At 69.4% G+C, this 20,009-nt stretch carries 20 protein-coding genes; 14 read left to right on the forward strand and 6 right to left on the reverse strand.

Going from position 1 to position 20,009, the window contains the following annotated elements; genetic code table 11:
- Positions 1 to 69: 69 nt before the first annotated feature.
- Both LXM50_RS06300 and sdhC read right to left on the reverse strand, forming a co-directional pair.
- Positions 70 to 525 carry a succinate dehydrogenase hydrophobic membrane anchor subunit gene (locus LXM50_RS06300; protein ID WP_233310460.1) on the reverse strand — a complete coding sequence of 152 codons (456 nt, stop codon included), beginning with the start codon at positions 523 to 525 and terminating at the stop codon, positions 70 to 72.
- On the reverse strand, positions 525 to 959 hold the full coding sequence (gene sdhC / locus LXM50_RS06305; protein WP_308192509.1) for a succinate dehydrogenase, cytochrome b556 subunit: 435 nt from the start codon (positions 957 to 959) through the stop codon (positions 525 to 527). The genes LXM50_RS06300 and sdhC overlap by 1 nt, the downstream gene beginning before the upstream one ends.
- Positions 960 to 1,191: 232 nt before the next feature.
- Here sdhC and LXM50_RS06310 point away from each other — a divergent pair, with 232 nt between their 5' ends.
- The 13 genes from LXM50_RS06310 to LXM50_RS06370 all read left to right on the forward strand — a co-directional run bounded on the left by LXM50_RS06310 (position 1,192) and on the right by LXM50_RS06370 (position 14,672).
- Positions 1,192 to 2,307 carry a mannose-1-phosphate guanylyltransferase gene (locus LXM50_RS06310; RefSeq protein WP_233310462.1) on the forward strand — a complete coding sequence of 372 codons (1,116 nt, stop codon included), beginning with the start codon at positions 1,192 to 1,194 and terminating at the stop codon, positions 2,305 to 2,307.
- A 211-nt stretch (positions 2,308 to 2,518) separates the two neighbouring features.
- The gene (locus LXM50_RS06315) at positions 2,519 to 3,631 is read left to right on the forward strand and encodes a BMP family protein (protein WP_233310463.1); all 1,113 of its coding nucleotides are present in this window, start codon (positions 2,519 to 2,521) and stop codon (positions 3,629 to 3,631) included.
- 114 nt (positions 3,632 to 3,745) lie between these two features.
- Positions 3,746 to 5,260: an ABC transporter ATP-binding protein gene (locus LXM50_RS06320; RefSeq protein ID WP_233310464.1), complete on the forward strand. Its 1,515-nt coding sequence runs from the start codon at positions 3,746 to 3,748 to the stop codon at positions 5,258 to 5,260.
- Positions 5,257 to 6,564, forward strand: a complete 1,308-nt coding sequence (locus LXM50_RS06325) for an ABC transporter permease (protein ID WP_374107809.1) — start codon at positions 5,257 to 5,259, stop codon at positions 6,562 to 6,564. Before LXM50_RS06320 ends, LXM50_RS06325 begins: the two co-directional genes overlap by 4 nt.
- Positions 6,561 to 7,847, forward strand: a complete 1,287-nt coding sequence (locus LXM50_RS06330; protein ID WP_233310465.1) for an ABC transporter permease — start codon at positions 6,561 to 6,563, stop codon at positions 7,845 to 7,847. Before LXM50_RS06325 ends, LXM50_RS06330 begins: the two co-directional genes overlap by 4 nt.
- Before the next feature lie 10 nt (positions 7,848 to 7,857).
- Positions 7,858 to 8,253 (forward strand): cytidine deaminase, encoded by a 396-nt coding sequence (locus LXM50_RS06335; RefSeq protein ID WP_233310466.1) that lies wholly within the window; start codon positions 7,858 to 7,860, stop codon positions 8,251 to 8,253.
- A complete protein-coding gene (locus tag LXM50_RS06340; protein ID WP_233310467.1) occupies positions 8,250 to 9,542 on the forward strand; it encodes a thymidine phosphorylase in 1,293 nt (430 codons plus the stop codon). Before LXM50_RS06335 ends, LXM50_RS06340 begins: the two co-directional genes overlap by 4 nt.
- 98 nt (positions 9,543 to 9,640) lie before the next feature.
- A complete protein-coding gene (locus tag LXM50_RS06345; RefSeq protein ID WP_233310468.1) occupies positions 9,641 to 10,756 on the forward strand; it encodes an adenosine deaminase in 1,116 nt (371 codons plus the stop codon).
- Positions 10,749 to 11,627: a carbohydrate kinase family protein gene (locus tag LXM50_RS06350; protein ID WP_233310469.1), complete on the forward strand. Its 879-nt coding sequence runs from the start codon at positions 10,749 to 10,751 to the stop codon at positions 11,625 to 11,627. Before LXM50_RS06345 ends, LXM50_RS06350 begins: the two co-directional genes overlap by 8 nt.
- On the forward strand, positions 11,614 to 12,027 hold the full coding sequence (locus tag LXM50_RS06355; protein WP_233310470.1) for a multidrug efflux SMR transporter: 414 nt from the start codon (positions 11,614 to 11,616) through the stop codon (positions 12,025 to 12,027). Before LXM50_RS06350 ends, LXM50_RS06355 begins: the two co-directional genes overlap by 14 nt.
- Complete coding sequence (locus LXM50_RS06360; RefSeq protein WP_233310471.1) at positions 12,024 to 12,344, forward strand: multidrug efflux SMR transporter; 321 nt, start codon at positions 12,024 to 12,026, stop codon at positions 12,342 to 12,344. Before LXM50_RS06355 ends, LXM50_RS06360 begins: the two co-directional genes overlap by 4 nt.
- 39 nt (positions 12,345 to 12,383) lie before the next feature.
- Positions 12,384 to 12,821 carry a VOC family protein gene (locus LXM50_RS06365; protein ID WP_233310472.1) on the forward strand — a complete coding sequence of 146 codons (438 nt, stop codon included), beginning with the start codon at positions 12,384 to 12,386 and terminating at the stop codon, positions 12,819 to 12,821.
- A 183-nt stretch (positions 12,822 to 13,004) separates the two neighbouring features.
- Positions 13,005 to 14,672 carry a serine hydrolase gene (locus LXM50_RS06370; RefSeq protein ID WP_233310473.1) on the forward strand — a complete coding sequence of 556 codons (1,668 nt, stop codon included), beginning with the start codon at positions 13,005 to 13,007 and terminating at the stop codon, positions 14,670 to 14,672.
- A 21-nt stretch (positions 14,673 to 14,693) separates the two neighbouring features.
- Here LXM50_RS06370 and LXM50_RS06375 read toward each other — a convergent pair whose 3' ends face one another.
- The 4 genes from LXM50_RS06375 to LXM50_RS06390 all read right to left on the reverse strand — a co-directional run bounded on the left by LXM50_RS06375 (position 14,694) and on the right by LXM50_RS06390 (position 18,661).
- Complete coding sequence (locus LXM50_RS06375) at positions 14,694 to 15,647, reverse strand: NAD-dependent epimerase/dehydratase family protein (protein WP_233310474.1); 954 nt, start codon at positions 15,645 to 15,647, stop codon at positions 14,694 to 14,696.
- On the reverse strand, positions 15,644 to 16,597 hold the full coding sequence (locus LXM50_RS06380) for a bile acid:sodium symporter family protein (protein WP_233310475.1): 954 nt from the start codon (positions 16,595 to 16,597) through the stop codon (positions 15,644 to 15,646). The genes LXM50_RS06375 and LXM50_RS06380 overlap by 4 nt, the downstream gene beginning before the upstream one ends.
- Entirely contained in the window at positions 16,594 to 17,937 is a 1,344-nt protein-coding gene (locus LXM50_RS06385; protein WP_233310476.1) for an NAD(P)/FAD-dependent oxidoreductase, read from the reverse strand. The genes LXM50_RS06380 and LXM50_RS06385 overlap by 4 nt, the downstream gene beginning before the upstream one ends.
- A gap of 136 nt (positions 17,938 to 18,073) precedes the next feature.
- Complete coding sequence (locus LXM50_RS06390; RefSeq protein WP_233310477.1) at positions 18,074 to 18,661, reverse strand: GNAT family N-acetyltransferase; 588 nt, start codon at positions 18,659 to 18,661, stop codon at positions 18,074 to 18,076.
- Between the two features lie 286 nt (positions 18,662 to 18,947).
- On the opposite strand from LXM50_RS06390, the gene LXM50_RS06395 reads away from it, so the two are divergent.
- A complete protein-coding gene (locus LXM50_RS06395) occupies positions 18,948 to 19,904 on the forward strand; it encodes a hypothetical protein (RefSeq protein WP_233310478.1) in 957 nt (318 codons plus the stop codon).
- Positions 19,905 to 20,009: the final 105 nt, after the last annotated feature.

Genomic DNA, 20,009 nt, shown 5'->3' on the forward strand with positions numbered 1-20,009 from the left:
GCCTATTCTCTGAGCTTTGTCGTCGCTGCCGCGGGGGAGCTTGTCTCGTCGGTGGTCGCCGATCGCGGGCTAGGTGCCCAGCGCCTTGCAGGTGTCCCACATGGCGCCGCTCTCGAACACGCCGTTGCAGGGGTCGAAGGTGAACACGACGAGGGTGCCGAGCACGATGAGCAGCGCGGCGGCGAGGCCGAGCACGACCAGCAGCGTCTTGCGGACGCCCGCGTGGCCGACGTAGTCGTTCACGACGGTGCGCATGCCGTTGGCGCCGTGGATGAGGGCGAGCCACAGCATCAGCACGTCCCACCACTGCCAGAACGGCGTGGCGTACTTGCCCGAGACGAACGCGAAGTCCAGCGCGTGGATGCCCTCGCCGAGCATGAGATTGACGAAGAGGTGGCCGAAGATCAGCACGACGAGCACGACGCCCGACACGCGCATGTAGATCCAACCCCACTTCTCGAGGTTGACGCCCTTGTTGCGGCGCGGGGCCGCCATGTGCTGCGTGGTGAAGACGTCCGCGGCCATCAGCTCGCACCTCCCACGTGAGAGAACACGTTGATCAGGTGGCGCGGCACGAAGCCGGCCAGCAGCACCAGCCAGAGGCCGATCACGACCCAGAACATCTGCTTCTGGTACTGCGCGCCCTTCGACCACACGTCGATGAGGATGATCCGCAGCCCGTTCAGCGCGTGGAACACGATGGCGGCGACGAGCACCGTCTCGCCGAGCCCCATGATCGGGTTCTTGTACGTCCCGAGGACCGCGTTGTACGCCTCCGGCGAGACCCGGATGAGCGACGTGTCGAGCACGTGCACCAGGAGGAAGAAGAAGATGGCGATTCCGGTGATGCGATGCAGAACCCACGACCACATGCCTTCGCGACCCCGGTAGAGGGTGCCGCGCGGCGTCTTGGACGTGGTTTCCGCAATCGAAGGTGTCAAGCGAGTGCTTGCGGACACAGTCGTCCTCCCTGATCGATAGCGAAGGATCGCGGCGCGCAGGCGTCCGATCCCCCTCATCCTATTCCTGTCAGATGGCTGGGAGCGACGAAGGCGACCCTTAGCGATCATGCGGTTCTGCGATCGGAACCATGCACGGATGCGATCGTGCGCGTCGCGGTGGCAGGCCGCTTGCATGTCGCCGTGGGCATGTTCCGGGGGCCTCGACGGCGCCATCGCTACGCTGGATCCCATGCGCGAGCCGATCCCTGACTTCTACGCCGTCATCCCCGCCGGAGGCATCGGGAGCCGGCTGTGGCCGCTGTCCCGCGCAGACGCGCCGAAGTTCCTGCACGACCTGACCGGATCCGGCCAGTCGCTGCTGCGCGACACCTGGGACCGCCTGGAGCCGCTGACCGGTCCCGACCGGATCGCCGTGGTGACCGGGCGCGCGCACCGTGCCGCGGTCGAGGCGCAGCTTCCGGGCATCGGCGACAAGAACGTGTTCCTGGAGTCCGAGCCGCGCGAGTCCGCTGCGGCGATCGGGCTCGCCGCGGCGATCCTGCACCGACGCGACCCTGACGTGATCATCGGCTCGTTCAGCGCCGATCACGTCATCCGCGGTACCCGGGTGTTCGAGTTCGCGGTGCGCGACGCGGTCGAGGTCGCCCGACAGGGGTACATCGTCACGATCGGGATCACCCCGACCGAGCCAGCGGTCGGTTTCGGCTACATCAAACAGGGCGGCGAGCTCGTGGTCGAGGGTGCGCGCGAGGCCGCCCTCGTCGAGCGGTTCGTCGAGAAGCCGGACCTCGCCACCGCCCGGGCGTACGTCGCTGATCGCAGTTATCTGTGGAACGCCGGCATGTTCATCACCCGCGCCGACGTGCTGCTGGCGGAGATCGAGCTGCACCAGCCGGCCCTCCATGCCGGTCTCATGGAGCTCGCCGAGGCCTGGGACGACAGGGAGCGCCGCGGACCCGTGGTGGACCGCGTGTGGCCGGCGCTGCCGAAGATCGCCATCGACTACGCGGTCGCCGAACCGGCGGCGGAGCGCGGCCGGCTCGCGGTGGTGCCGGGCCACTTCGACTGGGACGACGTGGGGGACTTCGCGTCGCTCACGAAGCTCATCCTGAACGGGCGCAAGAACGACCTCGCCGTGCTCGGTCCGTCCGCGCGGGTGCTGTCGGACGCGGCGAGCGGGATCCTGGTCAGCCAGACGTCGCGGGTGATCAGCCTGGTCGGCGTGCAGGACATCGTCGTGGTGGACACTCCGGACGCGCTGCTCGTGACGACCATCGAGCACGCGCAGCGGGTGAAGGGCGTGGTGGAGTCGCTCAAGCTCACCGGGCGCGGCGACGTGCTCTGAGGCCTCCGCGATCATCCGCAGATGCGCACGCTCCTGCACGAAAGCGGGGATGGCTGGGGTGCTCTGCTCATATGAGCATGGACGAGCGCATGTGATCTCATGTTTGTAACCATTGACTCCAGCGACACGGACGAGGATGCCCGATCTTCGTCATAGTCGGTAACTTTCAAGTGACCCGCGATGGCCGCGGGCTCGTTTTCTGGAGGCCCGTGTGACCATCACCAAGAAGCTGATCGGCGCGACCATCGCCGCCGGTGTCATCGTCGCCCTCGCAGGTTGCGGATCCGCTCCTGCTCCGGCGAGCTCGAGCGGCGGTGCCAAGCCGGCCGACGCGAACTTCAAGCCCTGCCTCGTCTCCGACAGCGGCGGCTTCAACGACAAGTCCTTCAACGAGTCGGCCAAGATCGGCATGGACAAGGCGGCCAAGACCCTCGGCGTGAAGGCCCTCGAGGTCGAGTCGAAGTCGGACAACGACTACAAGAGCAACATCGACTCGCTGATCTCCGGCAAGTGCACCATGATCATCGGCGTCGGCTTCAAGCTCGACGCCGCGATCTCCACCGCCGCGCAGGCGAACCCGAAGATCAACTTCGGCATCATCGACTCGCTGGCCGACACCAACAACGACGGCAAGCCGGACGCGCCGAACATCAAGCCGATCCTCTTCGACACCGCCCAGGCGGCGTACCTCGGCGGCTACGCCGCGGCGGCATGGTCGGCGCAGGAGGGCGCCAACAAGGTCGGCACCTTCGGCGGAATGAAGATTCCGCCGGTGACGATCTTCATGGACGGCTTCGTCGACGGCGTCAAGAAGTACGACGAGGACAAGGGCGGAAACGTCGCCTCGGTCGGCTGGGACAAGGCCGCGCAGGACGGCTCGTTCACCGGCGCCTTCGCCGCGAACGACACCGCCAAGCAGACCGCGAACTCGATCCTGGGCCAGGGCGTCGACGTGATCTTCCCGGTCGGCGGTCCGATCTACCTCTCGGCCAGCGCCGCGATCAAGGACAGCGGCAAGAAGACGGTCATGCTCGGCGTCGACTCCGACCTCGCCGTGGCCGACCCGTCGGTCGCCGACCAGATCCTGGTCTCGGTCATGAAGCGCATCGATGACGCGGTCAACACCACGGTCCTCGACGCCGCCAAGGGCAGCTTCGACCCGACCCCGTACGTCGGCACGCTCCAGAACAACGGCGTCGGCCTGTCCTCGTTCCACGACTTCGAGTCGAAGCTCCCGAAGGGGCTGACGGACGAGCTGAAGGCGCTGCAGGACAAGATCATCAAGGGCGACATCAAGGTCGAATCGGCCGCCTCCCCGAAGTAGTCCCCTCTGACGCGGGGCGCTCCGATTCCGCCGTCGCAGCCGCAAGGCTCCGATGGCGGGATCCGGCGCCCCGCGCTCTTCTTGAGTCCCCCCTTCCCGGATAGGGTCACAGTTATGAAGCTCGAGCTCCGCGGCATCACCAAGCGCTTCGGATCCCTGGTCGCCAACGATCACATCGACGTGGTCGTCGAACCCGGCGAGATCCACGCCCTGCTGGGCGAGAACGGGGCCGGCAAGTCGACCCTGATGAACGTCCTCTACGGCCTGTATCAGGCCGACGAGGGCGAGATCCTGCTCGACGGCGTGCCGCAGCACTTCCGCGGCCCCGGCGACGCGATGGCGGCCGGCATCGGCATGGTGCACCAGCACTTCATGCTCATCCCGGTGTTCACCGTCGCAGAGAACGTCATGCTCGGGCACGAGCAGTCCAAGGCGCTCGGCGTGCTGGACATCGCGGCGGCCCGTGATCACGTGCGCGAGGTCGCCTCGCGGTTCGGGTTCGAGGTGGATCCCGACGCGATCGTGGGCGACCTGCCGGTCGGTGTGCAGCAGCGCGTCGAGATCATCAAGGCGCTGAGCCGCGACGCGAAGGTGCTCGTGTTCGACGAGCCGACCGCGGTGCTCACGCCCCAGGAGACCGACGAGCTCATGGAGATCATGAAGCAGCTGCGCGACGAGGGCACGGCGATCGTGTTCATCACGCACAAGCTCCGCGAAGTCCGCGCGATCGCCGACAAGATCACCGTGATCCGGCTCGGCAAAGTGGTGGGGGAGGCTGATCCCAAGTCCTCCAACACGGAGCTCGCCTCGATGATGGTGGGACGCGCCGTCGAGCTCACGGTGCACAAGGATCCGCCGAAGATCGGCGAGGGCGGACTGCGCGTGAAGGATCTGCGCGTGATCGCCCCGGACGGGGTCGTGGTCGTCGACGACATCGACTTCGAGGTGCGCCCGGGCGAAGTGCTCGCGATCGCCGGCGTGCAGGGCAACGGACAGACCGAGCTGGCCGAGGCGATCATGGGGCTCGGTGCGCGCTCGACCGGATCCATCTCGCTGAACGGGGTCGAGCTCATCGGCCGCAACGTGCACCAGGTGCTCGACGCCGGTGTCGGTTTCGTCCCGGAGGACCGCAACGAGGACGGTCTCGTGGGCGCCTTCTCCGTCGCGGAGAACCTCATCCTCGACCGCTCGGACGACCCGAAGTTCACCCGCTTCGGAACAATCCTGCGCGGCGTGCTCGACACCTTCGCGAAGGCCCGGATCTCCGAGTTCGACATCCGCACGCAGGGGCCGGGCCAGGCGGCCGGCTCCCTCTCCGGCGGCAACCAGCAGAAGGTCGTGATCGCCCGCGAGCTCAACCGCGAGCTCAAGCTGCTGCTCGCATCGCAGCCGACCCGCGGCGTGGACGTCGGATCCATTGAATTCATCCACAAGCGCATCGTCGCCACCCGCGACTCGGGCATCCCCGTGATCGTGGTGTCGACCGAGCTGGACGAGGTCACCGCCCTCGCCGACCGCATCGCGGTCATGTACCGCGGCCGCATCGTCGGCATCGTGCCGGGGGACACCCCGCGCGACGTGCTCGGCCTGATGATGGCCGGCGAGAACCCGACGGAGGCAGCCGCATGAGCACCGCGACCGAACCTCAGGCGCCCGCGCCCGAGCCGCCGATGACGCGCAACATCCAGGAGATCCCGGTCTCGAACCGGGTGCTCCGCGAGATCCTGCGGGGCAGCGCGGTGACCACGGTGCTGGCGATCCTGCTCGCGCTGATCGTCGGCGGCGTCCTGATCGCCGTCACCAATCCCGACGTGCAGACCGCATCCGGGTACTTCTTCGCGCGCCCCGCGGACACGCTGGGCGCTGCCTGGAGCGCGGTGATCGGCGCGTACTCCGCGTTGTTCAACGGATCGATCATCGACTTCGGAGCATCGGACTTCTGGTCGGCCGTGAAGCCGCTCGGCAACACGATCGGCTTCGCTGCGCCGCTCATCGCGGCGGGCCTCGGCATCGCGGTCGCCTTCCGCGTCGGCCTGTTCAACATCGGCGCCCGCGGCCAGATGCTCATCGCCTGTGCGGCGGCGGCGCTGGTCACCTTCCAGCTGAACCTGCCGGCGATCATCCAGATCCCGCTCACCCTGATCGTCGGCGTCGCGGCCGGCGCGCTCTGGGGCGGGCTCGTGGGCCTGCTCAAGGCCCGCACCGGCGCGCACGAGGTCATCCTCACGATCATGCTCAACTACGTCGCGTTCTACTTCGTGACGTGGATGGTGCAGGTCCCGCAGCTGCTGCAGCGCCCCGGCCAGATCCAGCCGATCACCCGGCCCACGCCGCCGAGCGCGGTGCTGCCCAAGCTCCCCGGGCTCGACCTGATCGACTGGGGCTTCCCGATCGTCATCCTCGCCACGCTGTTCGTGTGGTGGCTCGTCGAGCGCTCCGGTCTCGGCTTCCGCATGCGCGCCGTGGGGGAGAACCCCAACGCGGCCCGTGCCGCAGGCATCAGCGTTCCGCGCATCTACATCTACGCGATGCTGTTCTCCGGCGGTCTCGCGGGTCTGGCCGGCATGTTCCAGATCCAGAGCACGATCACGAGCGGCTTCGACGGCGGCATCGACGCGGGCATCGGGTTCACGGCCATCACCGTCGCCCTGCTCGGCCGCAGCCGCGCATGGGGCACGTTCTGGGCGGGCCTGCTGTTCGGCGCGCTGAAGGCGGGTTCGTTCCCGATGCAGGCGCTCCAGTCCATCCCCGTCGACATCGTGCTCGTGGTGCAGTCGCTCATCGTGCTGTTCATCGCGGCGCCCCCGCTGATCCGCACCATCTTCTTCCTGCCCAAGGACGATTCCGAGCGCTCGCAGCGCTCCAAGGCGCGGATCGCGCGCCGGGCGTCGAAGAACACCGATTCCTCCGACACGAAGGCGGCGGCCGCATGAGCACCTCCCTCACCTCGGCACCTGTGCTCGACGCACCGACCGTCGTCAAGGTGCGCTCTCTGAAGGTCCCGATCACGCTGCTCGCGATCGTGGCGCTGCTGGGGCTGCTGTTCCTGCTCGTCCCCCGCTACGGGACCACCACGTTCCGCCTGTCCGAGGCGAGCGCGGTGATCCGCCTCGGCGACATCGCGGTGCCCGCGGGTCCGGTGCTCTGGATCACCTGGGTGATCGCGGTCGGGCTCGGCGTGCTGGCTCTGATCGCCGCGCTGCAGTACCGGAAGGTCCCGCTGTGGGTGCCGATCGTGTACGCGGTGCTCGCGATGACGGCGTTCCTCACCTGGGCGGGCGCGGGTGCGGCGGGCGCGATCACCCTCACCGGACTGCTCGGCGGATCCATCTCGCTCGCGGTGCCGCTCGTCTTCGGTGCTCTCGCGGGTGTGATCGGCGAGCGCGCCGGCGTCGTCAACGTCGCGATCGAGGGGCAGTTCCTGCTCGGCGCGTTCACGGCGACGATCCTCGGCTCCCTCACGCACAACCCGTTCGTCGGGCTCATCGGCGCCATGCTGGGCGGCGTCCTGATCTCGCTCGTGCTGGGCGCGTTCGCGATCAAGTACCTCGTCGACCAGGTCATCGTCGGCGTGGTGCTGAACGTGTTCGCCTCCGGCCTGACCGGCTTCCTGTACCAGGGCGTGCTCGCGCCGAACGCCCAGACGCTGAACAGCCCCACCCGGTTCTCGCTCATCAAGATCCCGATCCTCGGTGACATCCCGGTGATCGGCCCCGCCCTGTTCAACCAGACCTTCCTCGTCTATCTGATGTACGTCGTCGTCGCGCTCGTCGCCTGGGCGATGTACCGCACGCGCTGGGGGCTGCGTGTGCGCGCGGTCGGCGAGCACCCCCACGCCGCGGACACCGTCGGCATCAAGGTCAACCCGACGCGGTTCTGGAACCTGCAGCTCGCCGGTGCGATCGCCGGTATCGGCGGCGCCTACTTCACGCTGGTCTCGGTACCGCAGTTCACCAAGGACATGACCGCGGGACTCGGCTTCATCGCGCTGGCCGCGGTGATCTTCGGGCGCTGGGATCCGGTGCGCGCGGCCCTCGCGGCGCTGCTGTTCGGCTTCGCGACCAACCTGCAGAATCTGCTCGCCGTGCTGCGCACGCCGATCCCCGGCGAGTTCATGCTGATGCTGCCGTACGTGGTGACGATCCTGGCCGTGGTCGGCTTCGTCGGTCAGATCAAGGCGCCGGCGGCCGACGGCAAGCCGTACATCAAGTCCTAGGAGGGCGTTCATGGACATCGACTGGGACGAGCTGCGCCGCGTCGCCGATGACGCCCAGCGGAAGGCCTACGCGCCGTACTCGCACTACCGGGTGGGCGCCGCCGCACTCGTGGACGACGGCAGGATCGTCTCGGGCTGCAATGTCGAGAACGCCTCCTACGGCGTCACCCTGTGCGCGGAATGCGCGATGGTGGGTGATCTGTTCATGTCCGGCGGCGGGCGGCTCATCGCCTTCCTCTGCGTGAACGGCGAGGGCGACACGATCATGCCCTGCGGTCGCTGTCGGCAGCTGCTGTACGAGCACTCCGCGCCGGGGATGCTGTTGGAGACCGTGTCCGGCATCAGGACCATCGACGAAGTGCTGCCCGACGCGTTCGGGCCGAGAGATCTGGAGAACGTCCGTTGAGTGTTGAGCCCTTTGATGCCGTCGACGTGATCCGCGCCAAGCGCGACGGCGGGACCGTTCCCGAGCCCGCGCTGCGATGGATGGTCGACGCCTACACGCGCGGCTATGTCACGGATCCGCAGATGGCCTCCTTTGCGATGGCGATCTTCCAGCGCGGCATGGAGCGCGACGAGATCCGCGTGCTCACCGACGCCATGATCGCCTCGGGGGAGCGCATGAGCTTCGGGGCCCTCGGCAAGAGGACCGTCGACAAGCACTCCACCGGCGGCGTGGGCGACAAGATCACGCTGCCGCTGGCGCCGCTCGTGGCCAGCTTCGGCGTGGCCGTTCCGCAGCTCAGCGGCCGCGGCCTCGGCCACACCGGCGGCACGCTCGACAAGCTCGAGTCGATCCCCGGCTGGCGCGCCGCGCTCAGCAACGAGGAGATGTTCGCGCAGCTGCAGGGCGACGTCGGTGCCGTGATCTGCGCGGCCGGATCCGGTCTCGCCCCGGCGGACAAGAAGCTCTACGCCCTGCGCGACGTCACCGGCACCGTCGAGGCGATCCCGCTGATCGCGTCGAGCATCATGTCCAAGAAGATCGCCGAGGGCACCGACGCGCTGGTGCTGGACGTCAAGTTCGGTTCCGGAGCCTTCATGCAGGACATCGACCGCGCGCGCGAACTCGCGCGCACCATGGTGGCGCTCGGCACCGATTCCGGTGTTCAGACGACCGCGCTGCTGACCGACATGAACGTGCCGCTGGGCCTGGCGATCGGCAATGCGAACGAGGTGCGCGAGTCGGTCGAGGTGCTCGCCGGCGGCGGACCCGCCGACGTGCGCGAGCTCACCCTCGCCCTCGCCCGCGAGATGCTGGCGCTGAGCGGTCAGCCCGACGCCGACGTGGAGAGGGCGCTGGATGACGGACGCGCGATGGACTCGTGGAAGGCGATGATCCGAGCGCAGGACGGCGATCCGGACGCAGCACTGCCTTCCGCCCGGGAGACGCACACCGTGACGGCGCCCTCGGACGGGTTCGTGACGCGCATGGACGCGCTGCCCTTCGGCATCGGCGCGTGGCGGCTGGGGGCGGGCCGCGCCCGCGCCGAGGACGCGGTGGTGTTCGCCGCGGGCATCGACCTGCACGTGAAGCCCGGTGACGCCGTGCGTGCGGGGGATCCGGTGTTCACGCTGTCCGCCGACGACGCGGCGCGGTTCGACCGTGCTCTGGACGCGGTGGACGGAGCATGGGAGATCGGTGCCGCGCAGACCGAGCGCGCGCCCCTCGTGCGCGAGCGCATCACCGCCTAGGCTGATTCCGGGCGCGGTGTGCGCGCGGCGCCCTGTCCGGTTCCTCTCGGAACATCCCTGACGATTCCCATCGATCGACCGCTGAGGAAGGATCTGTCATGCCCATCGACGCGAACGGCGACCTGGAGGTCGAGGGCCTGTCCCTCCGGAGTCTTCCCAAGGTCTCCCTGCACGATCACCTCGACGGCGGGGTTCGTCCCGCCACGATCATCGAGCTCGCCGATGCGGCCGGGATCGAGCTGCCGCACACCGACCCGACCGGGCTCGCGATGTGGTTCCGCACCCAGGCGTCGGCCGGATCCCTGGTCGACTATCTGAAGACCTTCGACGTGTCGCTCTCCGTCATGCAGAGCGCGGAGAACCTGCGCCGCATCTCGCGGGAGTTCGTCGAAGACCTGGTGCGCGACGGCGTCGTGTACGGCGAGGTGCGTTGGGCGCCCGAGTTGCACCTCACGGGCGGGCTCAGCCTGCAGCAGGCGGTCGACGCGGTGCAGGACGGCATCGACGAGGCGGAGGACGCCGCGGAGAGCCACGGCAAGAGCATCCGGGTCGGGCAGCTGCTCTCCGCCATGAGGCAGACGGACCGCGTGCGCGAGATCGCCGAGCTCGCGGTCGCCAACCGCGATCGCGGCGTGGTCGGCTTCGACACGGCGGGGCCCGAGGCGGGCTACCCGTCCTCGCGCTATCGCGAGACGTTCGAGTACCTGGCCGGGCAGATGTTCCCGACCACGGTGCACGCCGGTGAGGCGGCGGGTCCGGACTCGATCCGCTCCGCCCTGGTCGACGGCCGTGCACTCCGGCTCGGTCATGGTGTGCGCATCGCGGAGGATCTGGAGATCGTGAACCGCGACGGCGAGGAGGTGCAGGTCCGCTTCGGCGATCTGGCGCGCTGGGTGCGCGATCGGGAGATCCCGCTCGAGCTCTCGCCGTCGTCGAACCTGCAGACCGGCGCGATCGCCGCGTGGGGGACCGAGTTCGCCGACCACCCGTTCGACCTGCTCTACCAGCTGGGTTTCGCGGTGACCGTGAACGTGGACAACCGCACGATGAGCGCGACATCGCTGACGCGCGAGATGGCGCTGCTCGTGGACGCGTTCGGCTACGACCTCGAGGACCTCGAGTCGTTCCAGTTCAACGCCGCCGCGGGCGCGTTCCTCCCCGTCGAGGAGCGGGAGGAGCTCGTCGAGCTGATCGCCGAGGGCTTCGATGAGTGAAGCCCCCGACGCGGGGCGGGTCGCCGTCGTCGGGGCGGTGTCGTGGAACACCATCGTGCTGCTGGATCGCCTGCCCGAGCCGACGCCGCACATGCAGTTCGCGGACGCGGATTGGCAGACGGTCGGCGGGACGAGCGCCGGCAAGGCGCTGAGCCTGCACGGTCTCGGGCGGGCCGTGTCCCTGCGGGCGCGGGTCGGTCGCGACGCGGCGGGACTGCGGATCCGGGACGCACTGGTCAGAGCCGGGGTGCCGTTGCGCGGTCTGCGCGAGGCCATCGTCTCCGAGCGTCATCTGAACCTCATGACGGCTGCCGGCGAGCGGGTCTCTGTGTTCCTCTCGTCGCCGGAGCTCACGCCCGGGTGGGAAGCGCTCGCCGGCGACGAGCCCGCGCTCGCCGGTGCCGCCGCGATCGTGCTCGATCTCTCCGCCGAGGGGCTCGCCGCGGTCGACGAGGCGCAGACGGCCGGTGCGCCGATCTGGGTCGACCTGCATGACTACGACGGCGCCGCGGAGTTCCACCGGCCGTTCCTCGAGGCTGCCGACGTCGTCTTCTGCAACGCCGACCGGTTGCCGGATCCCGAGGGCTTCCTGCGCGACCGTATCGATGCAGGCGTCTCGCTCGCGGTCTGCACGCTCGGAGCCGACGGCGCGATCGCGGTCGACGGCGAGGGCGTGCTGCATCATGTGGCGGCGGTGCCGGTCGACGTCGTGGACACCAACGGCGCCGGCGACGCGTTCTTCGCGGGCGTGCTCGACGCGACGCTGGCGGGCCGTGCGGTGCGCGACGCCCTGTCGGCCGGCGCGGCGACGGCCGCGCTGACACTGCGCTCCCGGCATCTGCATCCGCTGCTCGACGATGTCCTCGCCTGACCCGGCGGGCCGGGCCCCTGATGCCGGGGCCGGCGGTCGTCACCGGCCCAACGCCTGGCCGCCCCTGCTGCTCGCGATCGTGCTGGAGGTCAGTGCGACGCTCAGCCTGCGAGCGGTGTCGACGGGCGGATCCTGGTGGTGGCTGTGCGTGGTCGTGCTCGGGTACGGCGGGTCGTTCTGGCTGCTCGGGATCGTGCTCACCCGCGGCATGCCGGTGGGCGTCGCCTACGGCATCTGGTCCGCGATCGGCGTGGCGCTCACCGCGCTCGCGGCCGCCGCGCTGTTCGCCGAGACCCTGAGCCCGCTCTCCCTCGTCGGCCTCGGCGTGATCATCGCCGGCGTGCTGCTCGCCGAACTGGGCACCCGGCACGCCCGCGGTGCGTCGGGAGACGCCTCATGACCTGGCTGCTGCTGCTCGGCGCGATCGCCTCCGAGGTGACCGCCACCCTGAGCCTGCGCGCCTCCGAGGGCTTCCGCCGCCGTCGCCATATCCCGGCCATCGTCCTGGGCTACCTGGCCTCCTACGTGCTGCTGGGTGCGGTGCTGGCGCTGGGCATGCCGGTCGGCATCGCGTACGCGGTCTGGGCGGCACTCGGCGTCGCCGCCACGGCGGTGCTGGGGCGCGTGCTGTTCCGCGATCGCATCTCGGTCATGACCGCGATCGGTCTCGCCGTGATCGTCGGCGGGGTGATCCTGGTCGAGGCCGGCTCGCACTGATGCCGGGGCGGGTGACTCGCGCGGCGTAGAGTGCGGAGTATGGCCATCCGCATGGACAACGTCGGCATCGCCGTCCAGGACCTCGAAGCGACCATCTCGTTCTTCACCGATCTCGGGCTCACCGTGCTGGGCCGCGACACCGTGTCGGGGGAGTGGACGGACACGGCCGTCGGGCTCGATGGCAATCACGCGAGGATCGCCGTGCTGCAGACGCCGGACGGACACGGGCGCGTCGAGCTGTTCGAGTACATCCACCCCGACGCCATCGAGACCGCGCCGACGCTCCCGAACGAGATCGGCATGCACCGCATCGCGTTCGCCGTCGACGACATCGACGAGTCGCTGGCGATCGCCGCCCGGCACGGCTGCTTCCCCCTGCGGGGCGTCGCGAACTACCAGGACGTGTACAAGCTCACCTACCTCCGCGGACCCAGCGGCATCCTGGTGATGTTCGCACAGGAGCTGCAGCGGGCCTGACGCGGCGACGGCGGAGACGGGATCCGGCGGATGCGACGCCCGGAGACGGGATGCGTGCGGAGTCGTCGAACGCCGCCGCGGTGGTCGACGGGCACGAATCGGTCTCGGCGCACCGTCACACCTTGCCCCGCGGGTTCCGCGCTCGCTAGCCTCACCGAGGGGGGCCGCGAGAAGAGGAGCGAGATGGGGCCCGCAAGGAAGAGGAGCGGTGCGGCGCGCCTGCGGTCGCCGCTGATCGCCGCCTCGGCGGCACTGCTGATGGTCGGCACCGTGGCGGGTTGCTCGGCGCCGACGCAGGGCGTGAAGCCGGTGCACGTGCAGACCGGGGCGGCGCCGAACCAGGACGTGATTCCGCTGTACACCGACCGCGCGACCGCTGTCGCCGCCGCGTTGAAGAAGCTCCCGGCGCACGTCGCCGACGCGCTCAAACGCACCGGCGTCCCCGGCGCCACGGTCGCCGTGGTCTCGAAGGGGAAGACCGTGTACGAGGGGGCGTTCGGAGTGCGCGACAAGCGCACAGGAGCACCGGTCGATGTCAACACCCTGTTCATGATCGCGTCGATGTCGAAGCCGATCTCGAGCACGATCGTCGCGCGGGCGATGACCGAGGATCCGAGCATCACCTGGGACACTCCGATCAAGGACCTGATGCCGTCGATGACCTTCAACGATCCGTATGTCACGGCGAATGCGACGATCGGCGACGCCTTCGCGCACCGCACCGGCATCCCGACCGGCGGCGGCGACGAACTCGAGGATCTCGGCTTCGATCGCGCGTACATCCTGGCTCACCTGAACCAGATCCCGCTCGCGCCCTTCCGCACGACGTACCAGTACTCGAACTTCGGACTCACGACCGGCGCGGTGGCCGTCGCCGCCGCGCGGCACGAGACCTGGGAGCAGACGGCGAAGGAGCTGCTGTTCGACCCGCTCGGGATGACCTCCACCACCTCCTCGCACGCCGAGTTCCTCGCCACGCGCGACCGGGCCGTGCAGCACACGCGGATCGGGGCGGACGACTTCGAGCCGCTGTTCGATCGCGACCCCGACGCGGAGGCACCGGCCGGCGGCGTGGCGTCGACGGCAGGGGACGTGGCCAAATGGATGGCGGTGGTGCTCGCCGACGGCAAGCTCGCGGGCAAGGACTTCATCGACCCTGCGCCGCTCACACAGGCGTTCTCGGCGCAGATCGTGAGCTCGCGCAACAGCGCGCTCGACCAGCGGCCCGGGCACTACGGTTTCGGCAGCAACGTCGGATCGGGCGCCGGCGGACGAGTCGTGCTGAGCCACTCCGGCGGGTTCGAACTCGGTACGGCCACCGCCGAGGCGATGGTCCCGGACCTCGACCTGGGCATCGTCGTGCTCACCAACGGGGCGCCCATCGGCGTGCCGGAGGCGGTGAACCAGCAGTTCCTCGACGATGTGCTCTACGGCGCGCAGACCCGGGACTGGGTGAAGGCCTACGGCGGCGTCTTCTCCCACTACAACGCTCCCGTCGGCGACCTGGCCGGCGAGAAGCCGCCGGCCGGTGCCAAGCCGCAGGGCCCTGATTCCGACTACGTCGGCACCTACACGAGCCCGTACCTCGGCACCCTCACGATCACGTCCTCCGGCGGCACGCTGCACGGGGCGATGGGTCCCACCGGCGGTTACACGTTCGACATCGACCCGTGGGACGGCGATACGCTGTCGTTCGCTCCGACGGGAGAGGGGGCGCCTCCGGGATCCCTTTCCTCGGCCGTGTTCACCCGTGCGGGCAGCGCCGTGCACGGCGTGACACTGGCGTACTTCAACAAGTTCGCGCAGGTGCCGCAGCCGTCCGGCCTCGGAGTGTTCACCAAGACCGGATGAGCGGCGCCGGCGACGTGACGGTCAGCCGTTCGCCACGACGTCCGGGTGCGTGCGCAGATACTCCTCGAACGCCTCCGCCGACGTGAGCCGCGGCGTGTAGCCGAAGTCGTCCTTCAGGCGATCGTTGCGCAGCACCGGCCGGTAGCGCAGGAAGCGGATCTTCTCCGGACCGTGCTCGGTCAGACGCAGGGCGCTGCCGATGGCGAGGGCGATCGTCAGCAGCGGTGCCGGGATCGTCAGCAGCGGCTTGTGCAGCCGCCGAGCGATCTGCGGTACGGTCAGCGCCCCGTCGCCGGCCACGTTGTAGATGCCGGCGGGGCCCTCGCCGAGGGCTGCGCGCACCATCGCCGCGGCGACGTCGTCCACCCACACGAACACGAAGGGGGAGTCGGATCCTGCGATGTGCAGGATCCGCTTCGCATCCCACAGCGCCGTGATCTGGTTGCGCACGGTGGGGCCCAGGATCGTGCCGATCCGGAAGATCACCTGCTCCAGGGCCGGATGAGTGGTGCGAGCGGCGGCGAGCATCTCCTCGACCATGCGCTTGTGCCGCGAGTAGGGGAACTCGTCGTTGCCGCGCAGCGCGTCGGTCTCGTCGATCCACGCCGGATTGTCGGCGTGATACCCGTAGGCGGCTCCCGAGCTCGAGACCACGAGGCGCCGCACGCCGGACTCCACGCACGCGGCCAGCACGTTGGACGATCCCTGCACGTCGACGCGGAACTCGCCCTGCACATCGCGGCCCGGATTGACGATCGCCGCCAGGTGCACGACCGTGTCCACGCGATGCCGGCGCAGCAGCTCGGGCAGTCCGAGCGGATCCGTCACGTCCACCGAGACCGAGACGACGCCGGGCACCTCGGACTCGCGGAGGTCGCCGCAGATGACGACGTCGACATCGGGGTGGTCGGAGAGGAGACGGGTGACTCTGGTGCCGAGGAAGCCGGCGCCGCCGGTGACCATGACGCGTCTCATCGTTCTCCTGCCGGGATGGCTCGCCGGGAGGCGTCGCCCGTGCGCGATCCGGTGCGGCGCGTGGTGTGCATGCCCCAGAGCGTAGCGACACCGAGACCTGCGACGATGTCCCACACGCCCCACCAGCCGGCGACGACGGCCATGCCGCCGAGACCGCCGAAGAACGTGAACACCAGTCCGAGTCCGAGACCCGCGTTGCGGATCCCCACCTCGAAGGTCATGGCCTTGCGCTCACGGGTGCCGAGCCCGCCCAGCACAGCCGTGCCGTAGCCGATCGCGAGCGAGACCGCGTCATGGATCGCGACCACGAGCAGCACGGATCCGATCACGCTGAGGAACACCGCCCAGTTGCCCGCGAGCGCGCCGACGATGAAGCCCACCAGCGCCAGCAGGCTGAACCAGCGCACGAACGGCTGCACGCGCGAGGCGAGTCGCGGCAGGCGCGCACGCAGCAGCAGCCCGAGAGCGAACGGCAGGCCGATGATCAGCACGACCTCGAGCAGCATCTGCCACGGGTTCAGCGCGACCTGGTGCAGCAGGAGGCGCGCCGTGGGATGCACCGAGCCCCAGAACGCGATGCTCAACGGCATCGCCACGATGTAGAGCAGGTTGCCGACCGCGGTCATCGAGACGGACAGGGCCGTATTGCCGCCAGAGCGGTGCGTGAGCACCTGCGAGATGTTACCGGGCGGGCAGCAGGCGACGAGGATCATGCCCAGCGCCATCGACGGCGTCACCGGCAGGACCAGGGTCAGGCCGAACGTCACGGCCGGCAGCACGAGCAGCTGCGCCAGGATCGCCACGATGAAGGGCTTGGGGTGCGTCAGCACGACCCGGAAGTCCTTGGGGGAGGTGTCCAGCGCGATCCCGAGCATGATCAGGCCGAGCACCACGTTGAGGATCGTCAGCATGCCGGGGGCGAAGTGCACCGCCACGTCGTCGACGTTCATGTCCTCGCCCTCCCGGATCCGGTCGGCGCCGGGGCCTCGGCCAGGGCGGCCTTCTCAGTGCGCACCGCCCGTCGGTACGCGTCCTTGTTGACGTAGTACGACATGCGTGCGAGCCCGAGATAGCGGTACCCGCCGGTGAGGTCCGGCCAGGAGCCCGTCGCGACCCGCGCCCGGAACGCGGCGGCGCGAGCCGGATCCGCCGTCTCCGCGGCGAGGTAGGCGGCGATCAGCTCGGCCTGCTCGTAGCGGCCCTGCCAGCCGATGCCGCTGGCCTCGATCATGCCCATCATGTACAGGCCGTTGAACGACGGCGGGAAGACGTTCAGGAACAGCCGCGGCGAGGCATCCGTCCAGTTCAGATGCTCCCGGTCGACGAACGGGTAGTCCAGCGCGTACCCGGTCGCGAGCAGGATGAGGTCGTAGTCGCCGCTCGAGCCGTCGCGGAAGCGCACGGTACGGCCGTCGAAGCGATCGATGTCGGCGCGGATGCGCAGGTCGCCTTGGCCGAGGTGGTTCAGCACGAGGGTGTTCACGATCGGGTGCGACTCGTAGATGCGGTAGTCGGGTCGGGGGAAGCCGAAGCGCACCGGGTCGCCCGTGAACGCCCGCAGCACCCGGGAGTCGATCGCCTGCTTGATCCGCGCGGGCAGTGGCCGGCCCTGGTTGAGGGTGTCGCTGGGGCGGCCGAAGAGGTAGCGCGGCACGAAGTAGTAGCCCCGGCGTACGCTCATGTCGATGCTGGATGCGTGGTGCACGGCATCCACCGCGATGTCGCAGCCGGAGTTGCCGGCTCCGATCACCAGCACCCGACGGCCGGCGAGCTGCGCGGGATCCTTGTAGGCGCTGGTGTGCATGATCTCGCCCGCGAACTCTCCGGGGAACGCCGGGACGTTCGGTTCGGCGAGCGTGCCGTTCGCCAGGATCACGCCGTCGTGGCGCCGGACGAAGCCCTCTTCGCGGCCGTCGTCGCCCCGCGCCGTGGCGTGCAGGATCCACCCGTCCCCATCGCGCTCGAGACGATCCACCCTGGTGTCGAACCGGAAGCGCTCGCGCAGCCCGAACGCATCCGCATAGTCGTCGAAGTAGCGCTTGAGCACGCGATGGCCGGGATAGTCGACGTCGCTGTCCATCGGGAACTCGGTGAACTCCGTCGTGGTGCGCGAGGAGATGAGGTGTGCGGAGGAGTACATCGTGCTGCGCGGGTTGGTGATGTCCCAGAGCCCGCCGACACCGTGGGAGGCCTCGTAGCCCGTGGCGTCGACGCCCGCCTTCTGCAGTGCGCGCATGACGGCGAGTCCGGAGGGGCCGGCGCCGATCACGGCATATGACTTCGTCGTCATGCTCTCCTCATCCGTGCGCGGGCCGGGATCTCCGCGCGCAGTGCCCCGATCCTATCGGTGCGCTGAGAGCGCGGGCGAGAGCGGCGGTGCACATCGCGACGGTTCCGCGGCGGGGCGTGCCGGCCGGCGCCGGTGCTCAGCGTCGACGGTCGAGTCGGGCGTCCAGGCCGTTGCGGACCGCGGGCCACTCGTGGGGGAGGATCGAGTACACGACGGTGTCGCGGAAGGCGCCGTCGGCCCCGATGCGGTGGTTGCGCAGGATGCCGTCCAGCTTCGCCCCGAGCCGCTCGATCGCGGCGCGAGACTGCCGGTTGTGGAAGTGCGTGCAGAACTGCACCCGGATCGCCTCGCACGCCTCGAAGGCGTGACCCAGCAGCAGGCGCTTGGCGGACGGATTCACGGCCGTGCCGTGGACCTCGGGCGACAGCCACGTGTAGCCGATCTCGACAGTGCGGTTCGCCTGCTCGATATCGCAGAACGTCGTCATCCCGACCGCGCGCCCCGTGTCGAGGCGCACGATCGCGAACGGGTTCATCGCACCCTCCGCGGCCAGCGCTCGGCGTCGGGCGATCTCCGCGGGCACGCCTTCGGCGGACGGGACCGAGGTGTACCAGCGGTCCTCGAGCCCCGCGGTCGCGGCGGCGAGATCCTCGGCGTGCTCCGGGGTGAGCGGCTCCAGCCGCACGAAGTCGTTCTCGAGGGTGACGGGGGCGAGGAAGTCCATGGATCGAGGGTATCCGGGGCGGAGCGCCGTCCCGACACGGCCCGCGGCTCCGGGGATGGTCGCCCGCGGGTTTTGGGGCGCGCTGGGGCGTTCGGTGCGCGCCGCGGTCTGGGGCGCGCTGGGGTCTTTTGGGGCGCCTCACACCACGAAGCTCGTGCAGGGCGCGCCCCAAAAAAAGGAGAACGCGCCCTGAACTTCGTCCTCCACAAGGGCTGTGATTGTCGAATTCCGCACGTATTTCATGCGTGGTGGACACGGGAGCCGGCCCGCGCCTCACCATAGGGCGATGGCTCTCCTCATCCCCGCGGTGCATCATGTGTCGGAGCTCGGCCGCATCCGGCGTACGGCGTCGGGCGTCTACCGAGCCGACGACCGCGGAGAGCTGGAACGGATCCGGCCTGGTGTCTACGCGCCCCGGCAGGACTGGGCCACCGCATCACCCGAGGGACGTGTCATCGCCCGCGCGCACGCGCTCGGACTGGTCTCCGACGACGCTGTGTTCTCGCACGAGACCGCTGCCGCGCTGCACGGGCTTCCCCTGTTCCGCCCTGATCGGACGCGCGTGCATCTCACGGTCTCTGATGACCGTCCCGGATCCGCGGTCGGGACGGTCCGGCATCGCGGGGCCATATCCGAGGAGGAGGTCGTCGAGGTCCGAGGATTGCGCTGCACGACGCTCGAGCGCACCGTCGCGGACGTCGCGCGCACCGCGTCCTTCGAGAGCGCCGTGGTCGTGGCGGACGCGGCGCTGCGATCGCGGTGCGCGTCAGCGTCCGGAACCTACGATGAGGATGCGGCGGCGGCCCTCCTCGAAGCGGTTCATAGCGTCGCGCACCGATCCGCCCAGGGGCGGCACCGTGCGGACAGGGTAGTGGCGTTCGCCGACGGCCGTGCGCAGCTTCCAGGAGAGAGCATCAGCCGGATCCGACTCGTCGAACTCGGTTTCCGCAGGATCCGGCTGCAGGTCGAGGTGCCCGGTCCTTACGGCTCGTACTTCGTGGACTTCGCGCTCGACGACCCGTCGGCCGTGGCATTCGGCGAGTTCGACGGCGCGATCAAGTATTCCGATGCTGGCATGCTCGCAGGCCGGAGCGGTGCTGAGGTCCTCGACCGGGAGAAGCAGCGGGAGGACTGGATCCGAGGCTCCACGCAGCGACCTTTCGCGCGTTGGGGCTGGACGCACATCGATTCGGCGATCGTGCTGGGACGGCGCCTCGCTGCGTTCGGCATCCGTCCCGCCTGATCCGGGAGGGCACTGGTGACGCGTTCGATCGTTTGGGGCGTGTGGCTCCGTTTTGGGGCGCTTCAGGCCCGGAAATCCCGGTGGGACGCGCCCCAAAACGTCGAA

The organism is Microbacterium sp. Au-Mic1, from assembly GCF_021341785.1.
Taxonomy (GTDB): domain Bacteria; phylum Actinomycetota; class Actinomycetes; order Actinomycetales; family Microbacteriaceae; genus Microbacterium.

Excerpts from the sequence above, each read along its gene's own strand:
- LXM50_RS06300 (WP_233310460.1), bottom strand. The coding sequence starts at position 525 with ATGGCCGCGGACGTCTTCACCACGCAGCACATGGCGGCCCCGCGCCGC.
- LXM50_RS06310 (WP_233310462.1), top strand. The coding sequence starts at position 1,192 with ATGCGCGAGCCGATCCCTGACTTCTACGCCGTCATCCCCGCCGGAGGC.
- LXM50_RS06320 (WP_233310464.1), top strand. The coding sequence starts at position 3,746 with ATGAAGCTCGAGCTCCGCGGCATCACCAAGCGCTTCGGATCCCTGGTC.
- LXM50_RS06325 (WP_374107809.1), top strand. The coding sequence starts at position 5,257 with ATGAGCACCGCGACCGAACCTCAGGCGCCCGCGCCCGAGCCGCCGATG.
- LXM50_RS06330 (WP_233310465.1), top strand. The coding sequence starts at position 6,561 with ATGAGCACCTCCCTCACCTCGGCACCTGTGCTCGACGCACCGACCGTC.
- LXM50_RS06335 (WP_233310466.1), top strand. The coding sequence starts at position 7,858 with ATGGACATCGACTGGGACGAGCTGCGCCGCGTCGCCGATGACGCCCAG.
- LXM50_RS06345 (WP_233310468.1), top strand. The coding sequence starts at position 9,641 with ATGCCCATCGACGCGAACGGCGACCTGGAGGTCGAGGGCCTGTCCCTC.
- LXM50_RS06350 (WP_233310469.1), top strand. The coding sequence starts at position 10,749 with ATGAGTGAAGCCCCCGACGCGGGGCGGGTCGCCGTCGTCGGGGCGGTG.
- LXM50_RS06355 (WP_233310470.1), top strand. The coding sequence starts at position 11,614 with ATGTCCTCGCCTGACCCGGCGGGCCGGGCCCCTGATGCCGGGGCCGGC.
- LXM50_RS06360 (WP_233310471.1), top strand. The coding sequence starts at position 12,024 with ATGACCTGGCTGCTGCTGCTCGGCGCGATCGCCTCCGAGGTGACCGCC.
- LXM50_RS06365 (WP_233310472.1), top strand. The coding sequence starts at position 12,384 with ATGGCCATCCGCATGGACAACGTCGGCATCGCCGTCCAGGACCTCGAA.
- LXM50_RS06370 (WP_233310473.1), top strand. The coding sequence starts at position 13,005 with ATGGGGCCCGCAAGGAAGAGGAGCGGTGCGGCGCGCCTGCGGTCGCCG.
- LXM50_RS06375 (WP_233310474.1), bottom strand. The coding sequence starts at position 15,647 with ATGAGACGCGTCATGGTCACCGGCGGCGCCGGCTTCCTCGGCACCAGA.
- LXM50_RS06380 (WP_233310475.1), bottom strand. The coding sequence starts at position 16,597 with ATGAACGTCGACGACGTGGCGGTGCACTTCGCCCCCGGCATGCTGACG.
- LXM50_RS06385 (WP_233310476.1), bottom strand. The coding sequence starts at position 17,937 with ATGACGACGAAGTCATATGCCGTGATCGGCGCCGGCCCCTCCGGACTC.
- LXM50_RS06390 (WP_233310477.1), bottom strand. The coding sequence starts at position 18,661 with ATGGACTTCCTCGCCCCCGTCACCCTCGAGAACGACTTCGTGCGGCTG.
- LXM50_RS06395 (WP_233310478.1), top strand. The coding sequence starts at position 18,948 with ATGGCTCTCCTCATCCCCGCGGTGCATCATGTGTCGGAGCTCGGCCGC.